The sequence below is a fragment of the Pseudomonas sp. PSKL.D1 genome (genome assembly GCF_028898945.1).
GTDB lineage: Bacteria > Pseudomonadota > Gammaproteobacteria > Pseudomonadales > Pseudomonadaceae > Aquipseudomonas.
Window position 1 is genome coordinate 4366655 of record NZ_CP118607.1, and the last position, 18404, is coordinate 4385058.

Genomic DNA, 18404 nt, shown 5'->3' on the forward strand with positions numbered 1-18404 from the left:
TCGGGAGTTAGCATGTTTAGCACTCATTTCAAGCGCGTGGCCCACGCCGCGATGGCGGCCCTTGCCCTGAGCCTGGCCGCCCAGGCCCAGGCCGAACCGACCAAGGTCACCTACCTGTTGCCCGCGCCACCGAGCCTGCCGGCGTTCGCGCCATGGATCATCGCCAAGGAAAAGGGCTACTACCAGGCACAAAACCTGGACCTGACCTTCATTGCCGCCAAGGGCGGGGTTGATGTAGCCAAGCAGATCGGCGCCGGCAACGCGCTGGTCGGCGGTGCCATTGGCGACACGCCCATCATCGTGCGCCCCAACGGCATCCCGGTGCGCGCCGTGGCCGTGCTGGGCGGCGGCGGCGTGACCATGATCGCCACCAATGCCGGCGAAAACATCCAGTCGGTCAAACAGCTCAAGGGCAAGACCCTGACCGTGATGTCCTACTCCGACACCACCTACTACGCCCTGCTCGCTTCGCTGCGCAAGGCCGGGCTTAGCAAAGACGACGTCGACATCCAGGCCGCCGGCCCCTCCGGTGTGTGGCAGCTGTTTTCGGCCAACAAGGCCCAGGCCATGGCTGGCGTGCCTGATTGGGTGGTCAATGCCGAGGATGCGGGCCTTAAGTACGCGCTGATCCCTCGCGATCAGGTTTTCGAAAGCATGGCCCAGGCCATCCTCGCCTCGGACGATGCCATCGAGCACCACCCGGAGGTAGTGCGCGGCGTGGTCCAGGCCACCTTGCGCGGTCTGCAGGACATCATCGACGACCCCAAAGCCGCCGCCGCCAGCTTCGCCCGCGCGGTGCCGGCCTACGCCGGCAAGGAAGCCTCGCTGGAGAAAACACTGCGCCTGTACGTGGAGTACGTCTACGCCGGCCAGCCAGTACTCGGCCGCATCGACCCGGCGCGCCTGGATGCAGTGCGCAAGTTCTACGTCAGCGAAGGCATCGTCACCCGCGAACCCAAGCTCGACGAGCTGTACAGCAACCAGTTCATCGAAACCACGACCGCGGCCAAGTGACGCCCGGCAATAACAAGGTAACCGCCCGATGAGAAACCTCAACCCTTCCGTGGCCGGCAGCGTTGGCTTGCTGGTCCTGTTCCTGGCGCTCTGGCAATGGGGCCCTGGCCTGGTCGGCATGCCCGAATTCGTGATGCCGCAGCTGAGCCGTGTGGCCCACGAAAGCCTGCTGATGTGGCAGTCCGGCAACCTGCTGGAACACACCCTGATCACCGCCTTCGAGATCATCGTCGGCTTTGCCCTCGGTGCGCTGCTGGGCGTGGCCATCGGCGTGTCGCTGGGCCTGTCGCCTTCGGCCGAAGCCATGCTGTCGCCCTACATCCTGGCGTTGCAGATCGCACCCAAGGTGGCCTTCGCGCCGCTGTTCGTGATGTGGCTGGGCTACACCATCTACCCGAAGATCCTGATCGCCATCCTGATCGTGTTCTTCCCGGTGATGATCAACGTGCTGTCGGCCATCCGCACCGTCGACCCCGACATGATCAACCTGGTGCGCACCATGAACGCCAGCCGCTGGCAGATCTTCCGCCTGGTGGAGTTCCCCTCGGCCATGGCCGCGCTGTTCTCGGGCCTGCGTATCGCCTCCACCCTGGCGGTGATCGGCGTCACCGTCGGCGAGCTGGTGGGCGGCAACCAGGGCCTGGGCTTCCTGCTGGTGGACGCCGAAGGCCAGGGCAACACCGCCGGCGTGTTCGTGGCCATCGTCATGCTCACCCTGATCGGCGTGCTGGCTTACGGCGCCGTGGTGTGGGCCGAGAAGCGCGTACTGCACTACCTCCCCAAAGCCATGCTGAGTACCCAATGATGAGTGCATTCAACAACCTGCTCGCCGGCCGCCGCGTGCTGGTCACCGGGGGCGCCCGTGGCCTGGGCTATGCCTTTGCCCAGGCCATCGCCCAGGCCGGTGCCCGGGTGGTGATCGCCGATGTGCTGGCCGGCCGTGTGCAGCAGGCTGCCTGCGAACTGAGCGGCATGGGCCTGGACGTCAGCGGCGTGTCGCTGGACCTGGCCAGCCCCGAATCCATCGACGCCTGCATCGAACGCACCGTCAAGCGCCTGGGTGGCCTCGACGGCCTGGTCAACAACGCCTCGATCACCAACTCCGGCGGCAAGAGCTGCGAAGAGCTGGACATCGAAACCTGGGACCAGGTGATGCAGGTGAACGTGCGCGGCACCTGGCTGATGACCCGCGCCGCCCTGCCGGCCCTGCGCGAAAGCGGCCGTGGCGCGGTGATCAACCTGGCCTCCGACACGCCGCTGTGGGGCGCGCCCAATCTGTTGGCCTACGTGGCCAGCAAAGGCGCGGTGATTGCCATGACCCGCAGCCTGGCCCGCGAGCTGGGCAGTTCCAACATCACCGTCAACGCCATTGCCCCCGGCCTGGTGCTGGTCGAGGCCACCGCCTACGTGCCCGAAGCCCGCCACCGCCTGTACACCGAACAACGGGCCATCCAGCGCCCGCAACTGCCCGATGACGTCAGTGGCGCGGTGCTGTTCGCCCTGTCCGACCTGTCGCGCTTCATCACTGGACAAACCCTGCCGGTCAACGGCGGGTTCGTCATGCCTTGAGCCAAGGAGACCGATCATGACCGACCTTTCCCAACAGCAAGACGCCCCGAAAAGCTGGGACCGCCCCGCCGACGCCGACCTCGCCAGCTGGATGCAAACCCGCATCGCCCGCTACGAAACCCGCCGTTACGACTGGGACGCGCTGAAGTTCCAGGCCGACTACGACCCCAAGTTCCGCCGCGCGCAGATGCGTTACGTGGGCACCGGCGGCACCGGCGTGGGCAGTGACATGAACACCATTCCCTCGGAGCACTTCACTTTCTCCACCATGGTCATCCCGGCCGGCCACGAAGGCCCGCCCCACCTGCACACCGACGTCGAAGAAGTGTTCTTCGTGCTGCGCGGCAAGCTCAAGGTAATCATCGAGAAAGACGGCGAGCGCTTCGAAACCGTGCTGACCGACCGCGACCTGATTTCCGTGCCGCCAGGGGTGTACCGCGAAGAGATCAACATCGGCGATGAAGACGCACTGATGTGCGTGATGCTCGGCGCCAAGAAGCCGGTAACCCCGACCTACCCGCCAGCCCACCCGCTGGCCTCGATCAAGCGCGGGTAAGCCAATGACGCCGCTCATGCCCAACCTCGACCTGCATTTTGCCGAGCGCCTGCTGCGCCTGGACGGCGCCCAACTGGCCGTGCGCCAGGCCGGCAGCGGCGAAGCCGTGGTGCTGCTGCACGGCATCGGTTCGGGCGCGGCGAGCTGGCTGCAAGTGGCCACGGGCTTGAGCGAGCGTGCCCGGGTGATTGCCTGGGATGCGCCGGGGTATGGGCAGTCCACGCCACTGCCCATGGCCGCACCCCGTGCCAGCGACTATGCCGCGCGCCTGCTGCAGGCGCTGGATGCCTTGGGCGTGCAGCGCTGCATGCTGGTGGGCCACTCCCTTGGCGCGCTCACCGCCTGCGCCTTCGCCCGGCAGCACCCGCAGCGGGTCAGCCGCCTGGTGCTGCTGAGCCCGGCACGCGGTTATGGCGCCGAGCCGGAACAAGGCCAGGCGGTGCGCGCCAAGCGCCTGCACAGCCTGGAGCAACTGGGCATCGAGCAGATGGCCCGCGAGCGCAGCGCCCATTTGCTGTCTGCCAATGCCAGTGCCGAAGCGCTGGCCTGGGTGCAGTGGAACATGGCCCGGCTGCAGCCTCACGGCTATCGCCAGGCCATCGAACTGCTGTGCGGCGATTACCTGCTGCGCTACACGCCCCTGGCCGTGGCCTGCGACGTGCACTGCGGCAGCGCCGACGGCATCACTCGCCCCGAAGACTGCCGCGCCCTGGCTGATGCACTGGGCGCCCCGTTCCACCTGATTGCCGGCGCCGGCCATGCCTGCGCCATCGAACAACCCGACACGGTGACGGGCCTGCTGGCCCGCGCCCTGGACGCCTCTTTAACAGGTAGCGCGCCATGAACGAAATGGACAACTTGAAGGACAACCAGGACAAGTACATTGTCCCCGGCCTGGAACGCGGCCTGCTGCTGTTGTGTGAATTCAGCCGGCAAAACCGCACCCTGACCGCCCCCGAGCTGGCCCGGCGCCTGTCGCTGCCGCGCTCGACCATCTTCCGCCTGCTGACCACCCTGGAAACCATGGGCTTCGTCACCCGCAGCGGCAACGAGTACCGCTTGGGCATGTCGGTGCTGCGCCTGGGCTTCGAATACCTGGCCTCGCTGGAACTCACCGAACTGGGCCAGCCGCTGCTGGCACGCCTGTGCGACCACCTCAACTACCCCAGTAACCTGGTGGTGCGCGACGGCCGTTCGATCGTTTACGTGGCCAAGGTTTCGCCGCCTTCGGTGTTCTCCAGCGCAGTCACTGTCGGCACCCGCCTGCCGGCCCACGCCACCGTGCTGGGGCGCATCCTGCTGGCCGACCTGAGCCTGGCCGAACTGCGCGAGCTGTACCCGGAAGAGCATTTGGAACAGTACTCGCCGTGCACGCCGAAAACCGTGCTGGAACTGTTCAACCTGGTGCAGGCCGACCGCCTGCGCGGTTTTGTGAGCGGCGAAGGCTTCTTCGAATCGACCATCTCCACCGTGGCCGCACCGGTGCGCGATGCCAGCGGCCAGGTGGTGGCAGCGCTGGGTCTGACCATCCCCACCGTGCAGATCGGCCACGTTAATTTCGACAACCTGCTCGGCCAGGTACGCGGCAGCGCCGATGAGCTGTCGCGCCTGCTCAACTACCGGCCCGGCAGCGGCCACGTCACCGCACTGATGAGGGACTGAAATGAACCCCTATCAACTTCAAGGCAGCACGGTGATCGTCACCGGCGGCTCGTCCGGCATCGGCTACGCCTGTGTCGAACTGCTGCTCGAAGCGGGCGCCCGCGTAGCGTTTTGCGGGCGCAACGAAGACCGCCTGCGCAGCGCCGAAGCGAGCCTGCGTGAACGCTTCCCCGAAGCGCAGTTGCTGGCACAGGTGTGTGATGTGCTGAACGCCGCCTCGGTGCAGGCCTTTGCCGCCGCCAGCCTGGCCGCGCTGGGCCCGGCACAGGTGCTGGTGAATAACGCCGGCCAAGGCCGCGTATCGACGTTCGCCGACACCACCGACGACGCCTGGAACGAAGAACTGCAGCTGAAGTTCTTCTCGGTGATCCACCCGGTGCGCGCCTTCATGGCGCAACTGCAAAGCCAGGCCAACGCGTCGATCGTTTGCGTCAACTCGCTGCTGGCCAGCCAGCCCGAGCCGCACATGGTCGCCACCTCCGCCGCCCGTGCCGGGCTGAAAAACCTGGTGCGCTCGATGGCCTTTGAATTCGCCGAACACGGCATCCGGGTCAACGGCATCCTCATTGGCCTGGTGGAGTCCGGCCAATGGCGCCGCCGCTTCGAGGCCCGTGAAGAACGCGAGCTGGACTGGTCGCAATGGACCGCGCAGCTCGCCCAACGCAAGCACATTCCCCTGGGCCGCCTTGGCCTGCCGAAAGAAGCGGCGCAGGCCATCCTGTTCCTCGCCTCGCCCCTGTCGGCCTACACCACTGGCAGTCATATCGATGTATCCGGAGGCCTGTCCCGCCATGCGTAACGAAAACACCGTCACCGTCGGTGCCGTCATCACCGCGTTCCTCGAACAATGCGACGTAAAAGCCGCCTTCGGGGTGATCTCGATCCACAACATGCCGATCCTCGATGCCTTTGCCGTGCGCGGCAACATCCGCTTCGTGATGGCCCGCGGTGAGGCCGGGGCCACCAACATGGCCGATGCCTACGCCCGCAGCAGCGGTGGCCTGGGCGTGTGCCTGACCTCCACCGGCACCGCCGCCGGCAACGCTGCCGGGGCCATGGTCGAAGCGCTTACCGCCGGCACCCCGCTGCTGCACATCACCGGGCAGATCGAAACGCCGTACCTGGACCAGGAACTGGCCTACATCCACGAAGCCCGCGACCAGCTGACCATGCTCAAGGCGGTGTCCAAGGCGGCGTTCCGCGTGCGCAGCGTGGAGACCGCACTCAGCACCCTGAAGCTGGCCGTGCAAACCGCCATGACCGCCCCCACCGGGCCGGTGAGCGTGGAAATCCCGATCGACATCCAGTCGGCGTTCATCCCCATGCCCACCGACCTGTCGCCGCTGCCCATCCCGGTGGCCGCGCCCGCCGCCGAAGCGCTGGACCTGGTGGCCGAGCGCCTGGCCAGCGCCCGTCGCCCGCTGCTGTGGCTGGGCGGCGGCGCCCGCCACGCCGGTGCGCAGGTCAAGCGCCTGCTGGCAATGGGCGTGGGGGTGATCACCTCTACCCAAGGCCGTGGCGTGGTCAACGAAGACGACGAGCGCTGCCTGGGCGCGTTCTCGCAAAACAAGCTGGTCGAAGGCTTCATGCAAACCTGCGACGCCCTGGTAGTGGCCGGCTCGCGCCTGCGCAGCAACGAAACCTTCAAGTACGCCCTGAAACTGCCGCGCACCACCCTGCGCATCGACGTCAACCCGGCCATCGAAGGCCGCAGCTACCCCAGCGACCTGTTTGTTTGTGGTGACGCAGCCCTGGCCCTGGAAGGCCTGGCCGACCGCCTGCAAGGCCGCCTGAACGTCGACCCGGGCTTTATCGACGAACTCAAGGCCGTGCGCGCCGAGGCGCGCCAGCAACTGGTCGCCGACCTGGGGCCGTATTCGGCCATGGTCGAACAGTTGCAGGCCCAGACCGGGCGCAACTTCACCTGGGTGCGCGATGTGACCCTGTCCAACAGCATCTGGGGCAACCGCCTGCTCAACCTGTACCACCCGCTGGCTGGCGTGCACGCGCTGGGGGGTGGCATTGGCCAAGGTTTGGCGATGGGCATCGGTGCGGCGGTGGCCGCGGCCGAGACCGCCCCGGGGCGCAAGGTATTCGCCCTGGCCGGTGACGGTGGCTTCATCCTCAACCTGGGCGAACTGGCGACCCTGGTGCAGGAAAAGGCCAACGTGGTGATCCTGCTGATGAACGACCAGCGCTACGGCGTGATCCGCAATATCCAGGACGCCATCTACGGCGCCCGCCACGCCTACGTCGAGCTGCACACGCCCGATTACAGCAAGCTCGCCGAATCCCTCGGCCTGCGCCACGGCCTGGTCAAAGACCTCAAGGACTTCGGCACCGTACTCGGCGGCGCGCTCAACGAAAGCGGCCCGTTCCTGCTGGAAGTGGACATGCTCAGCGTAGGCGGTTTCGCCACCCGCTTTGCCGGCCCGCCCAACAGCGAAACCAAGGCGCAGAAGGCCACGGCCTGAGGACTCCGCCATGCTCAACATCACCATGATCGGCTGTGGCGCCATCGGCGTGGCCGTGCTCGAACTGCTGGAAAAAGACCCGCAGCTGCGCGTGGACGCGGTCATCGCCACCGCCGACTCAGTCGGCCTAGTCGAGCAGCGGCTGGCCAGCTTCGGCCAGCCGCCGCGGGTGCTCACCGCCCTGCCCGCCGACGCCCGCCCCGACCTGCTGGTCGAGTGCGCCGGCCACAAGGCCATCGAGGAACACGTGCTGCCGGCGCTTGAGCGCGGCATCGCCTGCCTGATCGTCTCGGTCGGCGCGCTGTCCGAGCCCGGCCTGGTCGAGCGCCTGGAGGCTGCGGCGGCGCGGGGCAACACCCGCATCGAGCTGCTGCCCGGTGCCATCGGCGGCATCGATGCGTTGTCGGCCGCCAAGGTCGGCGGGCTGGACGCGGTGGACTACATCGGCCGCAAACCGGCGCGGGCGTGGAAGAACACCCCGGCCGAACAGGTGTGCGAACTGGACGCGCTGCTTGAGCCGACGGTGATCTTCCAGGGCAGCGCCCGCGAAGCGGCGCAGCTGTACCCGAAAAACGCCAACGTGGCCGCCACCCTGTCGCTGGCCGGCATCGGCCTGGACCGCACCCGGGTCACGCTGATCGCCGACCCGCTCAGCGAAGAAAACGTCCACCACTACGAAGCCCGTGGCGCCTTTGGCGGTTTCGAGATGAGCCTGCGCGGCAAGCCGCTGCAGGCCAACCCGAAAACCTCGGCCCTGACCGTGTACAGCGTGGTGCGCGCCCTCGGCAACCACGCCCATGCCATTTCCATCTAGGGAGCTGCCCATGACTCTGGAACAGACCTTGCCCATTTGCGTCGCCGGCACCTGGCGCCTGGGCGGCGGCGAGCGCTACGCCACCAGCTACCCCGCCACCGGCGAGCCGGTAGCCTGGCTCAACGCCGCCAGCCTGGACGACGTCGAAGCCGCCGTGCAGGGCGCGCACCAGGCCTTTTTGCACAGCGGTTGGGCCCAGCGCAAACCGCACGAGCGCGCCGCCGTGCTGTACCGCATCGCCGGGCTGATTCGCGAACGCGCCGAGGAACTGGCGCAGCTGCAACGCCAGGACAACGGCAAGCCGATCAATGAAACCCGCGCCTTGGTGGCCAGTGCGGCGGGCACCTTCCAGTTCTTCGCCGCTGCCTGCGAAACCCTGGAAGAAACCATCACCCCGTCACGCGGCGATTTCGTCAGCATGAGCGTGTACGAGCCAATGGGCGTTGTGGCGGCCATCACGCCGTGGAACTCGCCGATTGCCAGCGAAGCGCAAAAAGTTGCCCCGGCCCTGGCCGGCGGCAACGCGGTGGTGATCAAACCGGCAGAAATCACCCCGCTGCTGGCCCTGCAACTGGCACAGATTTGCGAGGACGCCGGGCTGCCCAAAGGGTTGATCAGCGTGCTGCCGGGCAAGGGTTCGCTGTTGGGCGATGCGCTGACCCGCCACCCGCTGGTCAAGCGCGTGTCGTTCACCGGCGGCACCCGCACCGGCAAGCACATCGCCCACATCGCCGCCGACAAGATGATGCCGGTGTCGCTGGAGCTGGGCGGCAAGTCGCCGACCATCGTGCTTGACGATGCCGACCTCGACCACGCCGTGGCCGGGGTGCTGTACGGCATCTTCAGCTCGTCGGGCGAGGCCTGCATCGCAGGGTCGCGCCTGTTCGTGGCACGCGCCCTGTACGAGCCGTTCATGGCCCGCCTGACTGCTGCCGCCGCACAACTGCGGGTGGGCGACCCGGCCGACGAGCGCACGCAGATGGGCCCGCTGATCAGCGCCGGCCACCGCGAATCGGTGGAGCGCTACGTGGCGCTCGGCCTGGCCGAAGGTGGCCGCCTGCGCCTGGGTGGCGAGCGCCTGAGCGGCGGCGCATTCGACAAGGGCTACTTCTACCCGCCGACCATCCTCGAAGGCCTGGGCAACCACCAGCAGGTGTGCCAGGAGGAAATCTTCGGCCCGGTGCTGGTAGCCCTGCCCTTCGACAGCGAAGAAGAACTGTTGCAGCAGGCCAACGACAGCCTGTACGCCCTGGCTGCCGGCATCTGGAGCCGCGACTACAAGCGCGCCTGGGCACTGGGCCGCAAGCTCCAGGCCGGCACGGTGTGGATCAACACCTACAAGCAGTTCTCCATTTCCACCCCGTTCGGCGGCTGGCGTGACAGCGGCCTGGGCCGCGAGAAGGGCCGGCTGGGCATCCTGCAGTACATGGAACAAAAGAGCCTCTACTGGGGCATGAACGATCAGCCGCTGGCCTGGGCCGGCGTGGAGGCAACGCAATGAGCGTACTGGGCATCGACGAAGTCACCTACGGCGTGGAAGACCTCGCCACCTGCGCGCGCTTTTTCGCCGACTGGGGCCTGACCCAGGTCAGCGAACAGCCCGACGAGGTGATCTTCGAAACCCTCAACGGCTGCCGAGTGGTGTTGGCCTCCATCGACAAACCCGGCCTGCCGCCGGCCATCGAGCCTGGCTCGACCGTGCGCGAGGTGGTGTGGGGTGTGGCCAGCCAGGAAGACCTTGCACTGTACAGCCAGCGCATCGCCAACGACCCGGGCTTTGTAGAGGGCAACGGCCGCATTGGCTGCACCGACCCCAACGGCCTGGCCATCCGCCTGCAGGTTACCCGCAAGCGCCCGCTGGATATCGAGTGCAGCGGCCATAACACCTGGCAGACCAAAGGCCGCATCAACAAACCGGCACCGGTGTATGACCGTGCCACGCCGATTGAAGTGGGCCATGTGGTGTTCTTCGTCAAGGACGTGAATGCCTGCGAAGCCTTCTACCACGAGCGCTTCGGCTTCCAGGCTTCGGACCGCTACCCCAACCGCGGCGCGTTCCTGCGCACCGCCGAGGAAGGCGGCCACCACGACCTGTTCATGCTGCAGCTGCCGGCCCCGCGCGCCGGGCTTAACCACGTGGCGTTCACCGTGCGTGACCTGCACGAAGTGTTCGGCGGCGGCATGCACATCTCCCGCTGCGGCTGGGCCACCGAGATCGGCCCGGGCCGCCACCCGGTGTCGTCGGCGTTCTTCTGGTACTTCAAGAACCCGGCCGGTGCGCTGGTGGAGTACTACGCCGATGAAGACCAACTGACCGGCGAGTGGCAGCCACGCGAATTCGAGCCGGGCCCTACGGTATTCGCCGAATGGGCGATTGCCGGCGGCATCGACGGCAATACCCGGCGCCAGCAGCACGTTGAAGCGCCGCAAGGCAAATTCCTCACCGACAAACCAAAGAACAATTGAGGTGCACCCCATGACCACGACCGAGGTTTACCTGCAACCGCACCAGGCGCGCAAACGCCCCAACACGCCGTTCGAAGACCTGCTGGGCGACTCCATCGAGCGCGCCTACGGCAATGGCGTGAGCGAGCTGGGCGAACTCCTGGCCCACCTGAACCTGGCCGGCCCGCCCTGCCCGCTGACCAGCGGTGAGTGGACCGAAGACGCATTCAAAAACCTGATGGCACGGCTGGGCGAATGACCCGCTGGAGGTAGAACAAGATGAACATGCACGTAACCGTCGACCCTGTTGAACAACACCTGGCCAATGGCCTGAAAGACCTGTGGTTCCCGGTATTGCCGTCGGAGCTGCTGGGCGAGAAGCCCGTTTCGATCCGCCGCATGGGCTACAAGATCGCCCTGTGGCGCGACAACGATGGCAGCGTCCACGCCCTCGAAGACCACTGCCCGCACCGTGGCGCGCCGCTGTCCCAGGGGCCGGTGCTGGGTGACCGCCTGCAGTGCCCGTACCATGGCGTGGAAGTGCGCTGCGACGGCACCGTCACCAAGGTGCCAGGCAGCCCTGGCTGCAAGCTCGAAGGCAGCCGCCCGACGCGGATGTTCCACACCCGCGAGGCGGCTGGCGCGATCTTCCTGTTCAATGCCACCGACCCGCACCTTGAAACACCGCCCGAGCTGGTACTGCCCGAGCAACTGACCTCGCCCGAGTGGAGCAGCTTCCTGTGCTACACCGAGTGGAAAGGCGATTACCGCTACGTGCTCGACAACGTCATGGACCCGATGCACGGCACCTACCTGCACAAGATGTCCCACTCGATGAGCGAGGGCGAGGCCACCGCCAAGTTCGTCACCCGCGACACCGAGCAGGGCTTCTTCTTCGAGAAGGAAGGCCAGCGCGGGGTCAACTTCGACTGGACCGAATTCCTCGACAACGGCTGCCACTGGCTGCGCCTGGAAATCCCCTACCCGAAAACCGGCGGCCCGGGCGGCAACTTCACCATCATCGGCAGCTACACCCCCAGCAGCCGCGCCTTGTCTGCCGTGTTCCACTGGCGCGCCCGGCCGCTGACCGGCTGGCAGCGCGACACCTGGCGCTTTCTCTACAAAAACCGCCTGGAGGCGCGCCACTGGGCGGTGCTGGAGCAAGACCGGGTGTTGCTGGAGTTCATGGAGTTCGAGGCCAACCAGCGCGAAAACCTGTACCAGCACGACCTGGGCGTGGTGCGCCTGCGTCGTTACCTGAAAGGCAAGGCCAAGGAACAGCTGGCCCTGATCGAAACCAAGCAACTGGGCTGAGGTGACCGATGTCCAATTCCTCCACCATCAGTGCCCTGGTGCACACCCTGCGCCATGAAGCCGACGGCATCATCAGCGTAGAGCTGCGCCCTTGGGGCGACACGGTGTTCGCGCCGTTCGAGGCCGGTTCACACATCGACCTGCACCTGCCCAACGGCCTGGTGCGCAGCTACTCGCTGCTGAATTCGCCGAGTGACCAGGGCCGTTATGTGGTCGGCATCCTGCGTGACCGCGCCAGCCGCGGCGGTTCGCGCTACGTGCACGAGCAGTTGCGCGTGGGCAGCCAGCTGCAGATCAGCCAGCCGCGCAACAATTTTGCCCTCGACACCCGCGCCAGCCATAGCGTGCTGGTGGCAGGCGGTATCGGCATTACGCCGATCTACTGCATGTTCCGCCAGCTGCTGGCGCTGGGCCGCTCGGCCGAGCTGATCTACTGCGCCCGCTCGCGGGCCGAGGCGGCGTTGCTGGAGGACATCGCCGGGCTGAACGCCAAGGTGGTCTACCACTTCAACGACGAGAAAGGCGGGCTGCCGGACTTGGCTGCTTATCTCGGTGGTCGTGCGAAGGACACACACTTCTACTGCTGCGGGCCGACGCCCATGCTCGATGCCTTCGAGCAAACCTGCGAACAGCTGGGGTATGCCAACGCGCATATCGAGCGGTTCACGGCGGTGGAGGTAGCGGCATCGGAAGAGGCCCAGGACAGTTACAGCGTGGAGCTCAGCCGGTCGGGCAAGACCGTGCAGGTGGAAGCGGGCCTGAACCTGTTGGACGTGCTGCTCGAAGCGGGTTGTGACATCGAACACAGCTGCCGCGAAGGGGTGTGCGGGTCGTGTGAAACACGGGTGCTGGAGGGAGACGTGGACCATCGGGACGGGGTGCTGACCAAAGCCGAAAAGGCCGCGAACAAGTCGATGATGGTGTGTGTGTCCGGGTGCAAGAGCCGGCGGTTGGTGCTGGATCTTTAAGCATGCCACGACATTTCTGACGCCCTTGAGATCGAGCGCCGCCCGCGCGGCGCATCGCGAATAAATTCGCTCCTACATTTTTTGCAACGTGCCGAACCTGTTACGCCATGGTTGCCTGCCTTTGTAGGAGCGGATTTATCCGCGATGCGATCATCGCCCCACCCAATGCACTTTCGTTAATAACAAAAAAACCCGCAATCAAGGGCGACGCTCCCTTATTGCCTGCGAAAAACCACTTAACCTTGCAGGGCATGGCATGAACAGATACGTGATTAGCCTCAGTCTTATTCTCGGTAGTTGTGCAAGCTTCGCGTCAGAACCCGGCCCCGCCGCCCCCGACCAACCACCCGCCGTTAAAAAACCGTTCCCCCATGTTGCCTGGCACAGCGACGATGCCCAGAGCAGCCTGGACATCGGCGGCGCACTGCGTATCAACTACCGCGACGAACACTGGGACACCACCGAGAACAACGGGCGCTTCCTGTTCGATACCTTCCGGCTGGATGTACAGGCGACCCATAAACAGTTGTTCAGTGATGTCGGCTACTGGTTTCAGGATGACGGCAAGCGCTCCATCGACCGTGGCTATGTCGGTTACCGCTTCAGCCCCCAGGCCAACCTGCAATTGGGCGCGCCCTTCAAGCCGTTTGGCCTTGAGCCGTACCCGCAATTTGGCTGGAGTTACCATATCCCGTTCTTCATGGGTTACGGCGTCAGCGCCGGCACGGGCCTGAAATACAGCTACAAGGACGCCCAATGGGACCTGCAACTGGGTTACTTCCCACGCATGTTGCCGTCGGGCATTCGCTATTCGCCGGAAGTTGGCCGTTACAGCGACCTGGACGACAACGCCGTGCCCTTCACCCAGTCACGCCAGGACAACGAAAAGCGCAACCAGGTCAACGCCCGCGTCGCCCGCACCTTTACCGGCGAAGGCTGGAAGACTGAATTGGGCGCTTCGCTGGCCGCATCCGAACTGTACAACGCCACCACCCGCGATGACGGCGACTATTGGGCCGCCGGGGTTCACGCCTTGGTCAACCAGGGGCCATGGACTGTCACCGGCCAAGCCATCCGCTACGAGTACGACCCAAAGAACCCGGCCGGCGTGAGTGACGATGCCGTGCTGATGGGCGGCAACGGCCTGACCCCGGCGTACCTGATTGCCTCCAAGGCCACCATTGCAGCGCTGAACGTGGGTTATGACGTGTTTACGCCGAAGCTTGGGCAACTGAAGAAGATCAAGCTCTACACCGACTACAGCCGCATGATGAAGGACGAAAGCGGCTGGGACGATTCGCAAATGTTCACGGTGGGTGCGCAGTTTCTGGCCATGCCGATCATGGCGTGGGTCGATTTTACCTGGGCGCGCAATGCCAACCCGTTTGGTGGGGCCGAGAACGGTACCGGGTGGACCAGTACCAGTTCGGTGGGCAGTAATGACTGGTATTACCGGACGAACATCAATATTGGGTATTACTTCTGAGGGTTGAGCGCCGCTACGCGCCGCATCGCGGATAAATCCGCTCCTACAAGTGATCGGCGTGTAGGAGCGGATTTATCCGCGATGCGGCGCGCAGCGGCGCCAATCTCCGCAAACCGCATTACAATGCTCGCCCCATCCCATACGTAACCCGCCATGCCCCCTGAACACCCCCCAGCCCACCAAATCGTGCTCTGGCAACTGGAGCAGGACGCCCAAGGCTACCCCCCTGCCTCGGTCGAAGGCTTGTGGGTCAGTTACAGTGAACGCGGCTATCAGGTCGACAGCATCCCGTTCTATGCCTACGGCATTGCGCCCGGTGACATCATCAGCATTTGCAATGACGACGAGCGCGTCTGGTTCGACAGCCTGCTACACAACGGCGGCGCCACGGTATTGCGTATTCTGGCCAAGGCCCCCGATACACTGGAGCAGATCCGCGAGGCCATGGAAGACTTCAGCTGCAACTGCGAAGCCCAGCAGGCCACAAAGATGCTGGCCGTCCAAGTCCCGCCCGGCCAGCCGCTGGACACCCTGCTCTACTACCTGCTGACCCAGCGCGCAGCCGGCACCCTGGACTTCGAAGAGGGTGTGCTACGCCACACCATCCCCGAAGAATTCCGCTAAGGCTCAGGCCTCGGCCAACCGCGCCGCCGGCTTGCGGAACACAAACAGCAAGCCGACCACGATCAGGCTCATGCCCAGCAGGCTCAGGGGTGCAAGGCGGTTACCGAAGATCAGAAAGTCCATCACTGCGGTCACCGCCGGCACCAGGTAGAACAGGCTGGTGACGTTGACCAGGTTGCCCCGGGCAATCAACCGGTACAGCAGCAGGGTCGCCAGCAACGACACCACCAGGCCCATCCACAGCAGCGCACCGACGAAGCCGCCGGTCCAGTCCACGTGCAGCGGCTGCAACGGGGCGAACACCGCGCACATGGCAAAGCCCGCCAGATACTGCAACGGCAACGTCCCCATCGGTTTGTCGGTAATGCGCTTCTGCAGGATCGAGCCAAAGGTCATGCTGGCCAGCGCCAGCAAGGCGAACAGCATGCCAAGCAGCGAAACGCCGCCGAGGTTGATGCCTTGGTACACCACCATCACCAGCCCGCCGAGCCCCAGGCCCAGGCCGAACAACCGGCTCCAGGAACGCTGGCGCTCCATTAGCACCACGGTGAGGATCGGTTGCACACCCATTACCGTGGCCATTACGCCGGGAGTGACGTGGGTGTTGAGTGCCAGCAGGTAGAAGATCTGGTAGGCCCCCAGCAACACGCACCCGGTACCGAGTGCACGCGCAATGGCGGCCGGTGTGCGTGGCCAGCGCAGGCCCAGCAACGGGCCGATCAGCAGCAACCCGGCAAGCGCTAGCGCGGAACGTAACAGCAAAAAGGCGAAGGGGCTGGCGTGGGCCAGGCCCAGTTTGGAAACGATTGCCCCGCTGCTCCACAGCAGGACGAACAGGCTGGTGGTGGCCGCCGAGGCCACGGATGCTTTGGTAAGGACAGACATGTATTGCCACCTGTATTCGGTGCGAATAGCCGAACGGAAGGCGTGAACTTCAGCGAGGGAAGTGGCCGACCGTGTTCAGTAGGTTGCGTACGTGCGGGTGCTTAAACCGGCACGACCACGCAAGGAGGCGGAGCTACGCCGCCTACAACGCCACTGACAGGTGGTGGGTAGTGACTGATCATGGCCGGCTGCTGGCTGCCACGCACGACCATGCCCGCGACTGGCGCGATGGCTGGAACCGTGATGGTAGGGATGGCGGGCATGAGCAGGTCTTTTGGAAGTTGAAGTCTGGACTATAGCGGTGGATTCATGCTGTTACAACCACCGTTTGGGAGCAACTGTCTTGTATAAAACCTAAAAGCTGACGCGATTATTGTGGGAGCGGCCTTGTGTCGCGAAAGGGGTGCGTAGCGCCCCCATCGATTGCAGCTTCGCCGCCGATATCGCCGGGGCCGCTTTGCGGCCCTTTCGCGACACAAGGCCGCTCCCACATAGCCCTGCGTAAATCAGAACAACCAGTGATAAAGCAGGTAAGCCACCACCACCGCCAACACCGGCCGCAAAACGCGGTAGGCCTTGGGGTTGGCGCGTTTGAACTGTTTCACATGGGTGCTGATTTTGTTGCTGAACCGCTTGCTCCAGGCATAAGCCTGGTTGATCCCGCCCACGCGCTCGTCGTCGGTGTTCTGCGGCGCGGTGGCGCGGCCGAGGAAGGCGCTGACCTTGCGGTTGATGCGGGTCATCAGCGGGCTGCTCAGCGGGCGCTCGATGTCGCAGAACAGAATCACCCGGGTCATGTCGGTCTCGTTCTTCACCCAATGCACGTAGGTTTCGTCGAACATCACGTCTTCACCATCGCGCCAGGCATACTCCTGGCCATCGACATAGATGCGGCAGGCGTCGGAGTTCGGTGTAGAAAGGCCCAGGTGGTAGCGCAAGGAGCCGGCGAACGGGTCGCGGTGCGGGTTCAGGTGGCTGCCCCCGGGCAGCAACGCGAACATGGCGCCCTTGACGTTGGGGATGCTGCTGACCAGCTCCACGGTTCTTGGGCACAGGGCTTCAGCCGAGGGCAGCGGTTTGTCGTACCACTTCAGGTAAAAGCGCTTCCAGCCCTTCTTGAAGAACGAGCCAAAGCCTGCATCGTTGTCTTTTTCGGCGGCGCGGATGTAGCCCTCGTCGAACAGGCGCATGGCTTCTTCACGGATGTCCTGCCAGTTGTCCTTGAGTACATCCAGCTCCGGGAAGCGCTGGCGGTCCAGGTAAGGCTTGGACGGCACACCGGAGAACAGGTACATCAACGCGTTGTACGGGGCAAACAGCGCCGAATGGTTGACGAACTGGCGCAGCACCGGCAGGCGCGCCTTGCCGCGCAAATGCACGAACAACACGCTGCCGAAAAACACCAGCAAGACGCCAGCCTTGGCGACGAAGGAAAAGGTCATGCAACACTCCTTGCAAAGCAACAGGCCAGCGCTGCCTGCTGCTGACGAAAATCATCCGGCCATCATAAACCCATCACGCGCCGGTAAAAACAGCCTGAACGGGATGGGTCTATTAAAGATTTTGTAATAAACCGGGCTGCCGAGTGTTGCTTCGGGTCAGCTTACTGCTGGTTTTCCTGCTCGCTGAACATGTCGGCGAACAGCATGCTCGACAGGTAGCGCTCGCCGGAGTCCGGCAGAATCACCACGATGGTCTTGCCCTGCATCTCTGGCTTCTCGGCCAGGCGCACCGCTGCCGCCATGGCCGCGCCACAGGAAATACCGCACAAAATGCCTTCTTCCTGCATCAGGCGGATGGCCATGGCCTTGGCTTCGTCGTCGGTCACGGTTTCGACCTGGTCGACGATCGACAGGTCGAGGTTTTTTGGCACAAAGCCCGCGCCGATGCCCTGAATTTTGTGCGGGCTGGGCTTGAGCTCTTCACCTGCCAGGGTTTGGGTGATCAGTGGGGACGAAACCGGCTCCACCGCCACCGACAGGATCGACTTGCCCTGGGTGTTCTTGATGTAACGCGACACGCCAGTGATGGTGCCGCCGGTGCCGACGCCAGCCACCAGCACGTCGACCGCGCCGTCGGTGTCGTTCCAGATTTCCGGCCCGGTGGTCTTTTCATGAATGGCCGGGTTGGCCGGGTTGTCGAACTGGCCCGGCAGGAAGTACTGGGCGGGGTCGGAGGCGACGATTTCGTTGGCCTTCTCGATGGCGCCCTTCATGCCCTTGGCCGGCTCGGTCAGCACCAGTTCGGCGCCCAGGGCCTTGAGCACCTTGCGACGCTCCAGGCTCATCGACGCGGGCATGGTCAGGATCAGCTTGTAGCCACGGGCGGCGGCGACGAAGGCCAGGCCGATGCCGGTGTTGCCGGAGGTGGGCTCGACGATGGTCATGCCCGGCTTGAGCTTGCCGTTGCTCTCGGCGTCCCAGACCATGTTCGCGCCGATGCGGCACTTGACCGAATAGCCCGGGTTGCGCCCCTCGATCTTGGCCAGAATGGTCACGCCGCGCGGGGCGATGCGGTTGATCTGTACCAGCGGCGTGTTGCCGATGGAATGGGCGTTGTCGGCGAAGATACGGCTCATGGCGGTGTCCTTGAA

At 64.9% G+C, this 18404-nt stretch carries 21 protein-coding genes; 17 read left to right on the forward strand and 4 right to left on the reverse strand.

All coding sequences use genetic code 11. The features are described from left to right. Nucleotides 1-51 precede the first annotated feature (51 nt). The 16 genes from PVV54_RS19385 to PVV54_RS19460 all read left to right on the forward strand — a co-directional run bounded on the left by PVV54_RS19385 (nucleotide 52) and on the right by PVV54_RS19460 (nucleotide 14926). Nucleotides 52-1014 (forward strand): ABC transporter substrate-binding protein, encoded by a 963-nt coding sequence (locus PVV54_RS19385; RefSeq protein ID WP_274910466.1) that lies wholly within the window; start codon nucleotides 52-54, stop codon nucleotides 1012-1014. Between the two features lie 28 nt (nucleotides 1015-1042). Further along, nucleotides 1043-1819: an ABC transporter permease gene (locus PVV54_RS19390; protein ID WP_274906793.1), complete on the forward strand. Its 777-nt coding sequence runs from the start codon at nucleotides 1043-1045 to the stop codon at nucleotides 1817-1819. Next, the gene (locus tag PVV54_RS19395; RefSeq protein WP_446731423.1) at nucleotides 1816-2583 is read left to right on the forward strand and encodes an SDR family oxidoreductase; all 768 of its coding nucleotides are present in this window, start codon (nucleotides 1816-1818) and stop codon (nucleotides 2581-2583) included. Before PVV54_RS19390 ends, PVV54_RS19395 begins: the two co-directional genes overlap by 4 nt. 16 nt (nucleotides 2584-2599) lie before the next feature. Next, nucleotides 2600-3139 (forward strand): cupin domain-containing protein, encoded by a 540-nt coding sequence (locus PVV54_RS19400; RefSeq protein ID WP_274906794.1) that lies wholly within the window; start codon nucleotides 2600-2602, stop codon nucleotides 3137-3139. A gap of 16 nt (nucleotides 3140-3155) precedes the next feature. Continuing rightward, nucleotides 3156-3983, forward strand: coding sequence for an alpha/beta fold hydrolase (locus PVV54_RS19405; RefSeq protein ID WP_274906795.1), 828 nt, complete (start codon nucleotides 3156-3158; stop codon nucleotides 3981-3983). 5 nt (nucleotides 3984-3988) lie between these two features. Next, nucleotides 3989-4801, forward strand: coding sequence for an IclR family transcriptional regulator (locus tag PVV54_RS19410; protein ID WP_274910468.1), 813 nt, complete (start codon nucleotides 3989-3991; stop codon nucleotides 4799-4801). Between the two features lies 1 nt (nucleotide 4802). Beyond that, the gene (locus PVV54_RS19415) at nucleotides 4803-5600 is read left to right on the forward strand and encodes an SDR family oxidoreductase (protein ID WP_274906796.1); all 798 of its coding nucleotides are present in this window, start codon (nucleotides 4803-4805) and stop codon (nucleotides 5598-5600) included. After that, nucleotides 5593-7275, forward strand: coding sequence for a thiamine pyrophosphate-binding protein (locus tag PVV54_RS19420; RefSeq protein ID WP_274906797.1), 1683 nt, complete (start codon nucleotides 5593-5595; stop codon nucleotides 7273-7275). Before PVV54_RS19415 ends, PVV54_RS19420 begins: the two co-directional genes overlap by 8 nt. Before the next feature lie 10 nt (nucleotides 7276-7285). After that, nucleotides 7286-8089, forward strand: coding sequence for an aspartate dehydrogenase (locus tag PVV54_RS19425; RefSeq protein ID WP_274906798.1), 804 nt, complete (start codon nucleotides 7286-7288; stop codon nucleotides 8087-8089). A gap of 10 nt (nucleotides 8090-8099) precedes the next feature. Further along, nucleotides 8100-9590 carry an aldehyde dehydrogenase gene (locus PVV54_RS19430; protein WP_274906799.1) on the forward strand — a complete coding sequence of 497 codons (1491 nt, stop codon included), beginning with the start codon at nucleotides 8100-8102 and terminating at the stop codon, nucleotides 9588-9590. Then, nucleotides 9587-10555 (forward strand): VOC family protein, encoded by a 969-nt coding sequence (locus tag PVV54_RS19435; protein ID WP_274906800.1) that lies wholly within the window; start codon nucleotides 9587-9589, stop codon nucleotides 10553-10555. Before PVV54_RS19430 ends, PVV54_RS19435 begins: the two co-directional genes overlap by 4 nt. A gap of 10 nt (nucleotides 10556-10565) precedes the next feature. Further along, a complete protein-coding gene (locus tag PVV54_RS19440) occupies nucleotides 10566-10793 on the forward strand; it encodes a recombinase-like helix-turn-helix domain-containing protein (protein ID WP_274906801.1) in 228 nt (75 codons plus the stop codon). Between the two features lie 20 nt (nucleotides 10794-10813). Further along, nucleotides 10814-11848, forward strand: coding sequence for an aromatic ring-hydroxylating oxygenase subunit alpha (locus PVV54_RS19445; protein ID WP_274906802.1), 1035 nt, complete (start codon nucleotides 10814-10816; stop codon nucleotides 11846-11848). 8 nt (nucleotides 11849-11856) lie between these two features. After that, nucleotides 11857-12816 (forward strand): PDR/VanB family oxidoreductase, encoded by a 960-nt coding sequence (locus PVV54_RS19450; protein WP_274906803.1) that lies wholly within the window; start codon nucleotides 11857-11859, stop codon nucleotides 12814-12816. A gap of 256 nt (nucleotides 12817-13072) precedes the next feature. Then, nucleotides 13073-14302: a hypothetical protein gene (locus PVV54_RS19455; RefSeq protein ID WP_274906804.1), complete on the forward strand. Its 1230-nt coding sequence runs from the start codon at nucleotides 13073-13075 to the stop codon at nucleotides 14300-14302. A 153-nt stretch (nucleotides 14303-14455) separates the two neighbouring features. After that, nucleotides 14456-14926, forward strand: a complete 471-nt coding sequence (locus PVV54_RS19460; RefSeq protein WP_274906805.1) for a DUF4265 domain-containing protein — start codon at nucleotides 14456-14458, stop codon at nucleotides 14924-14926. Between the two features lie 3 nt (nucleotides 14927-14929). Here PVV54_RS19460 and PVV54_RS19465 read toward each other — a convergent pair whose 3' ends face one another. The 3 genes from PVV54_RS19465 to PVV54_RS19475 all read right to left on the reverse strand — a co-directional run bounded on the left by PVV54_RS19465 (nucleotide 14930) and on the right by PVV54_RS19475 (nucleotide 17253). Next, a complete protein-coding gene (locus PVV54_RS19465; protein WP_274906806.1) occupies nucleotides 14930-15811 on the reverse strand; it encodes a DMT family transporter in 882 nt (293 codons plus the stop codon). A 101-nt stretch (nucleotides 15812-15912) separates the two neighbouring features. Then, on the reverse strand, nucleotides 15913-16074 hold the full coding sequence (locus PVV54_RS19470) for a hypothetical protein (RefSeq protein ID WP_274906807.1): 162 nt from the start codon (nucleotides 16072-16074) through the stop codon (nucleotides 15913-15915). Nucleotides 16075-16317: 243 nt separating this feature from the next. Continuing rightward, on the reverse strand, nucleotides 16318-17253 hold the full coding sequence (locus PVV54_RS19475) for an aspartyl/asparaginyl beta-hydroxylase domain-containing protein (protein WP_274906808.1): 936 nt from the start codon (nucleotides 17251-17253) through the stop codon (nucleotides 16318-16320). On the opposite strand from PVV54_RS19475, the gene PVV54_RS19480 reads away from it, so the two are divergent. Beyond that, nucleotides 17252-17380 carry a hypothetical protein gene (locus tag PVV54_RS19480; RefSeq protein ID WP_274906809.1) on the forward strand — a complete coding sequence of 43 codons (129 nt, stop codon included), beginning with the start codon at nucleotides 17252-17254 and terminating at the stop codon, nucleotides 17378-17380. The genes PVV54_RS19475 and PVV54_RS19480 overlap by 2 nt on opposite strands. 34 nt (nucleotides 17381-17414) lie before the next feature. Here PVV54_RS19480 and cysK read toward each other — a convergent pair whose 3' ends face one another. Next, on the reverse strand, nucleotides 17415-18389 hold the full coding sequence (cysK, locus tag PVV54_RS19485; protein WP_274906810.1) for a cysteine synthase A: 975 nt from the start codon (nucleotides 18387-18389) through the stop codon (nucleotides 17415-17417). Between the last annotated feature and the right edge of the window lie 15 nt (nucleotides 18390-18404).

Excerpts from the sequence above, each read along its gene's own strand:
- cysK (WP_274906810.1), bottom strand. The coding sequence starts at position 18,389 with ATGAGCCGTATCTTCGCCGACAACGCCCATTCCATCGGCAACACGCCG.
- PVV54_RS19470 (WP_274906807.1), bottom strand. The coding sequence starts at position 16,074 with ATGCCCGCCATCCCTACCATCACGGTTCCAGCCATCGCGCCAGTCGCG.
- PVV54_RS19480 (WP_274906809.1), top strand. The coding sequence starts at position 17,252 with ATGCAACACTCCTTGCAAAGCAACAGGCCAGCGCTGCCTGCTGCTGAC.
- PVV54_RS19455 (WP_274906804.1), top strand. The coding sequence starts at position 13,073 with ATGAACAGATACGTGATTAGCCTCAGTCTTATTCTCGGTAGTTGTGCA.
- PVV54_RS19395 (WP_446731423.1), top strand. The coding sequence starts at position 1,816 with ATGATGAGTGCATTCAACAACCTGCTCGCCGGCCGCCGCGTGCTGGTC.
- PVV54_RS19445 (WP_274906802.1), top strand. The coding sequence starts at position 10,814 with ATGAACATGCACGTAACCGTCGACCCTGTTGAACAACACCTGGCCAAT.
- PVV54_RS19420 (WP_274906797.1), top strand. The coding sequence starts at position 5,593 with ATGCGTAACGAAAACACCGTCACCGTCGGTGCCGTCATCACCGCGTTC.
- PVV54_RS19430 (WP_274906799.1), top strand. The coding sequence starts at position 8,100 with ATGACTCTGGAACAGACCTTGCCCATTTGCGTCGCCGGCACCTGGCGC.
- PVV54_RS19390 (WP_274906793.1), top strand. The coding sequence starts at position 1,043 with ATGAGAAACCTCAACCCTTCCGTGGCCGGCAGCGTTGGCTTGCTGGTC.
- PVV54_RS19385 (WP_274910466.1), top strand. The coding sequence starts at position 52 with ATGGCGGCCCTTGCCCTGAGCCTGGCCGCCCAGGCCCAGGCCGAACCG.
- PVV54_RS19425 (WP_274906798.1), top strand. The coding sequence starts at position 7,286 with ATGCTCAACATCACCATGATCGGCTGTGGCGCCATCGGCGTGGCCGTG.
- PVV54_RS19405 (WP_274906795.1), top strand. The coding sequence starts at position 3,156 with ATGCCCAACCTCGACCTGCATTTTGCCGAGCGCCTGCTGCGCCTGGAC.
- PVV54_RS19460 (WP_274906805.1), top strand. The coding sequence starts at position 14,456 with ATGCCCCCTGAACACCCCCCAGCCCACCAAATCGTGCTCTGGCAACTG.
- PVV54_RS19440 (WP_274906801.1), top strand. The coding sequence starts at position 10,566 with ATGACCACGACCGAGGTTTACCTGCAACCGCACCAGGCGCGCAAACGC.
- PVV54_RS19475 (WP_274906808.1), bottom strand. The coding sequence starts at position 17,253 with ATGACCTTTTCCTTCGTCGCCAAGGCTGGCGTCTTGCTGGTGTTTTTC.
- PVV54_RS19435 (WP_274906800.1), top strand. The coding sequence starts at position 9,587 with ATGAGCGTACTGGGCATCGACGAAGTCACCTACGGCGTGGAAGACCTC.
- PVV54_RS19400 (WP_274906794.1), top strand. The coding sequence starts at position 2,600 with ATGACCGACCTTTCCCAACAGCAAGACGCCCCGAAAAGCTGGGACCGC.
- PVV54_RS19410 (WP_274910468.1), top strand. The coding sequence starts at position 3,989 with ATGGACAACTTGAAGGACAACCAGGACAAGTACATTGTCCCCGGCCTG.
- PVV54_RS19450 (WP_274906803.1), top strand. The coding sequence starts at position 11,857 with ATGTCCAATTCCTCCACCATCAGTGCCCTGGTGCACACCCTGCGCCAT.
- PVV54_RS19465 (WP_274906806.1), bottom strand. The coding sequence starts at position 15,811 with ATGTCTGTCCTTACCAAAGCATCCGTGGCCTCGGCGGCCACCACCAGC.
- PVV54_RS19415 (WP_274906796.1), top strand. The coding sequence starts at position 4,803 with ATGAACCCCTATCAACTTCAAGGCAGCACGGTGATCGTCACCGGCGGC.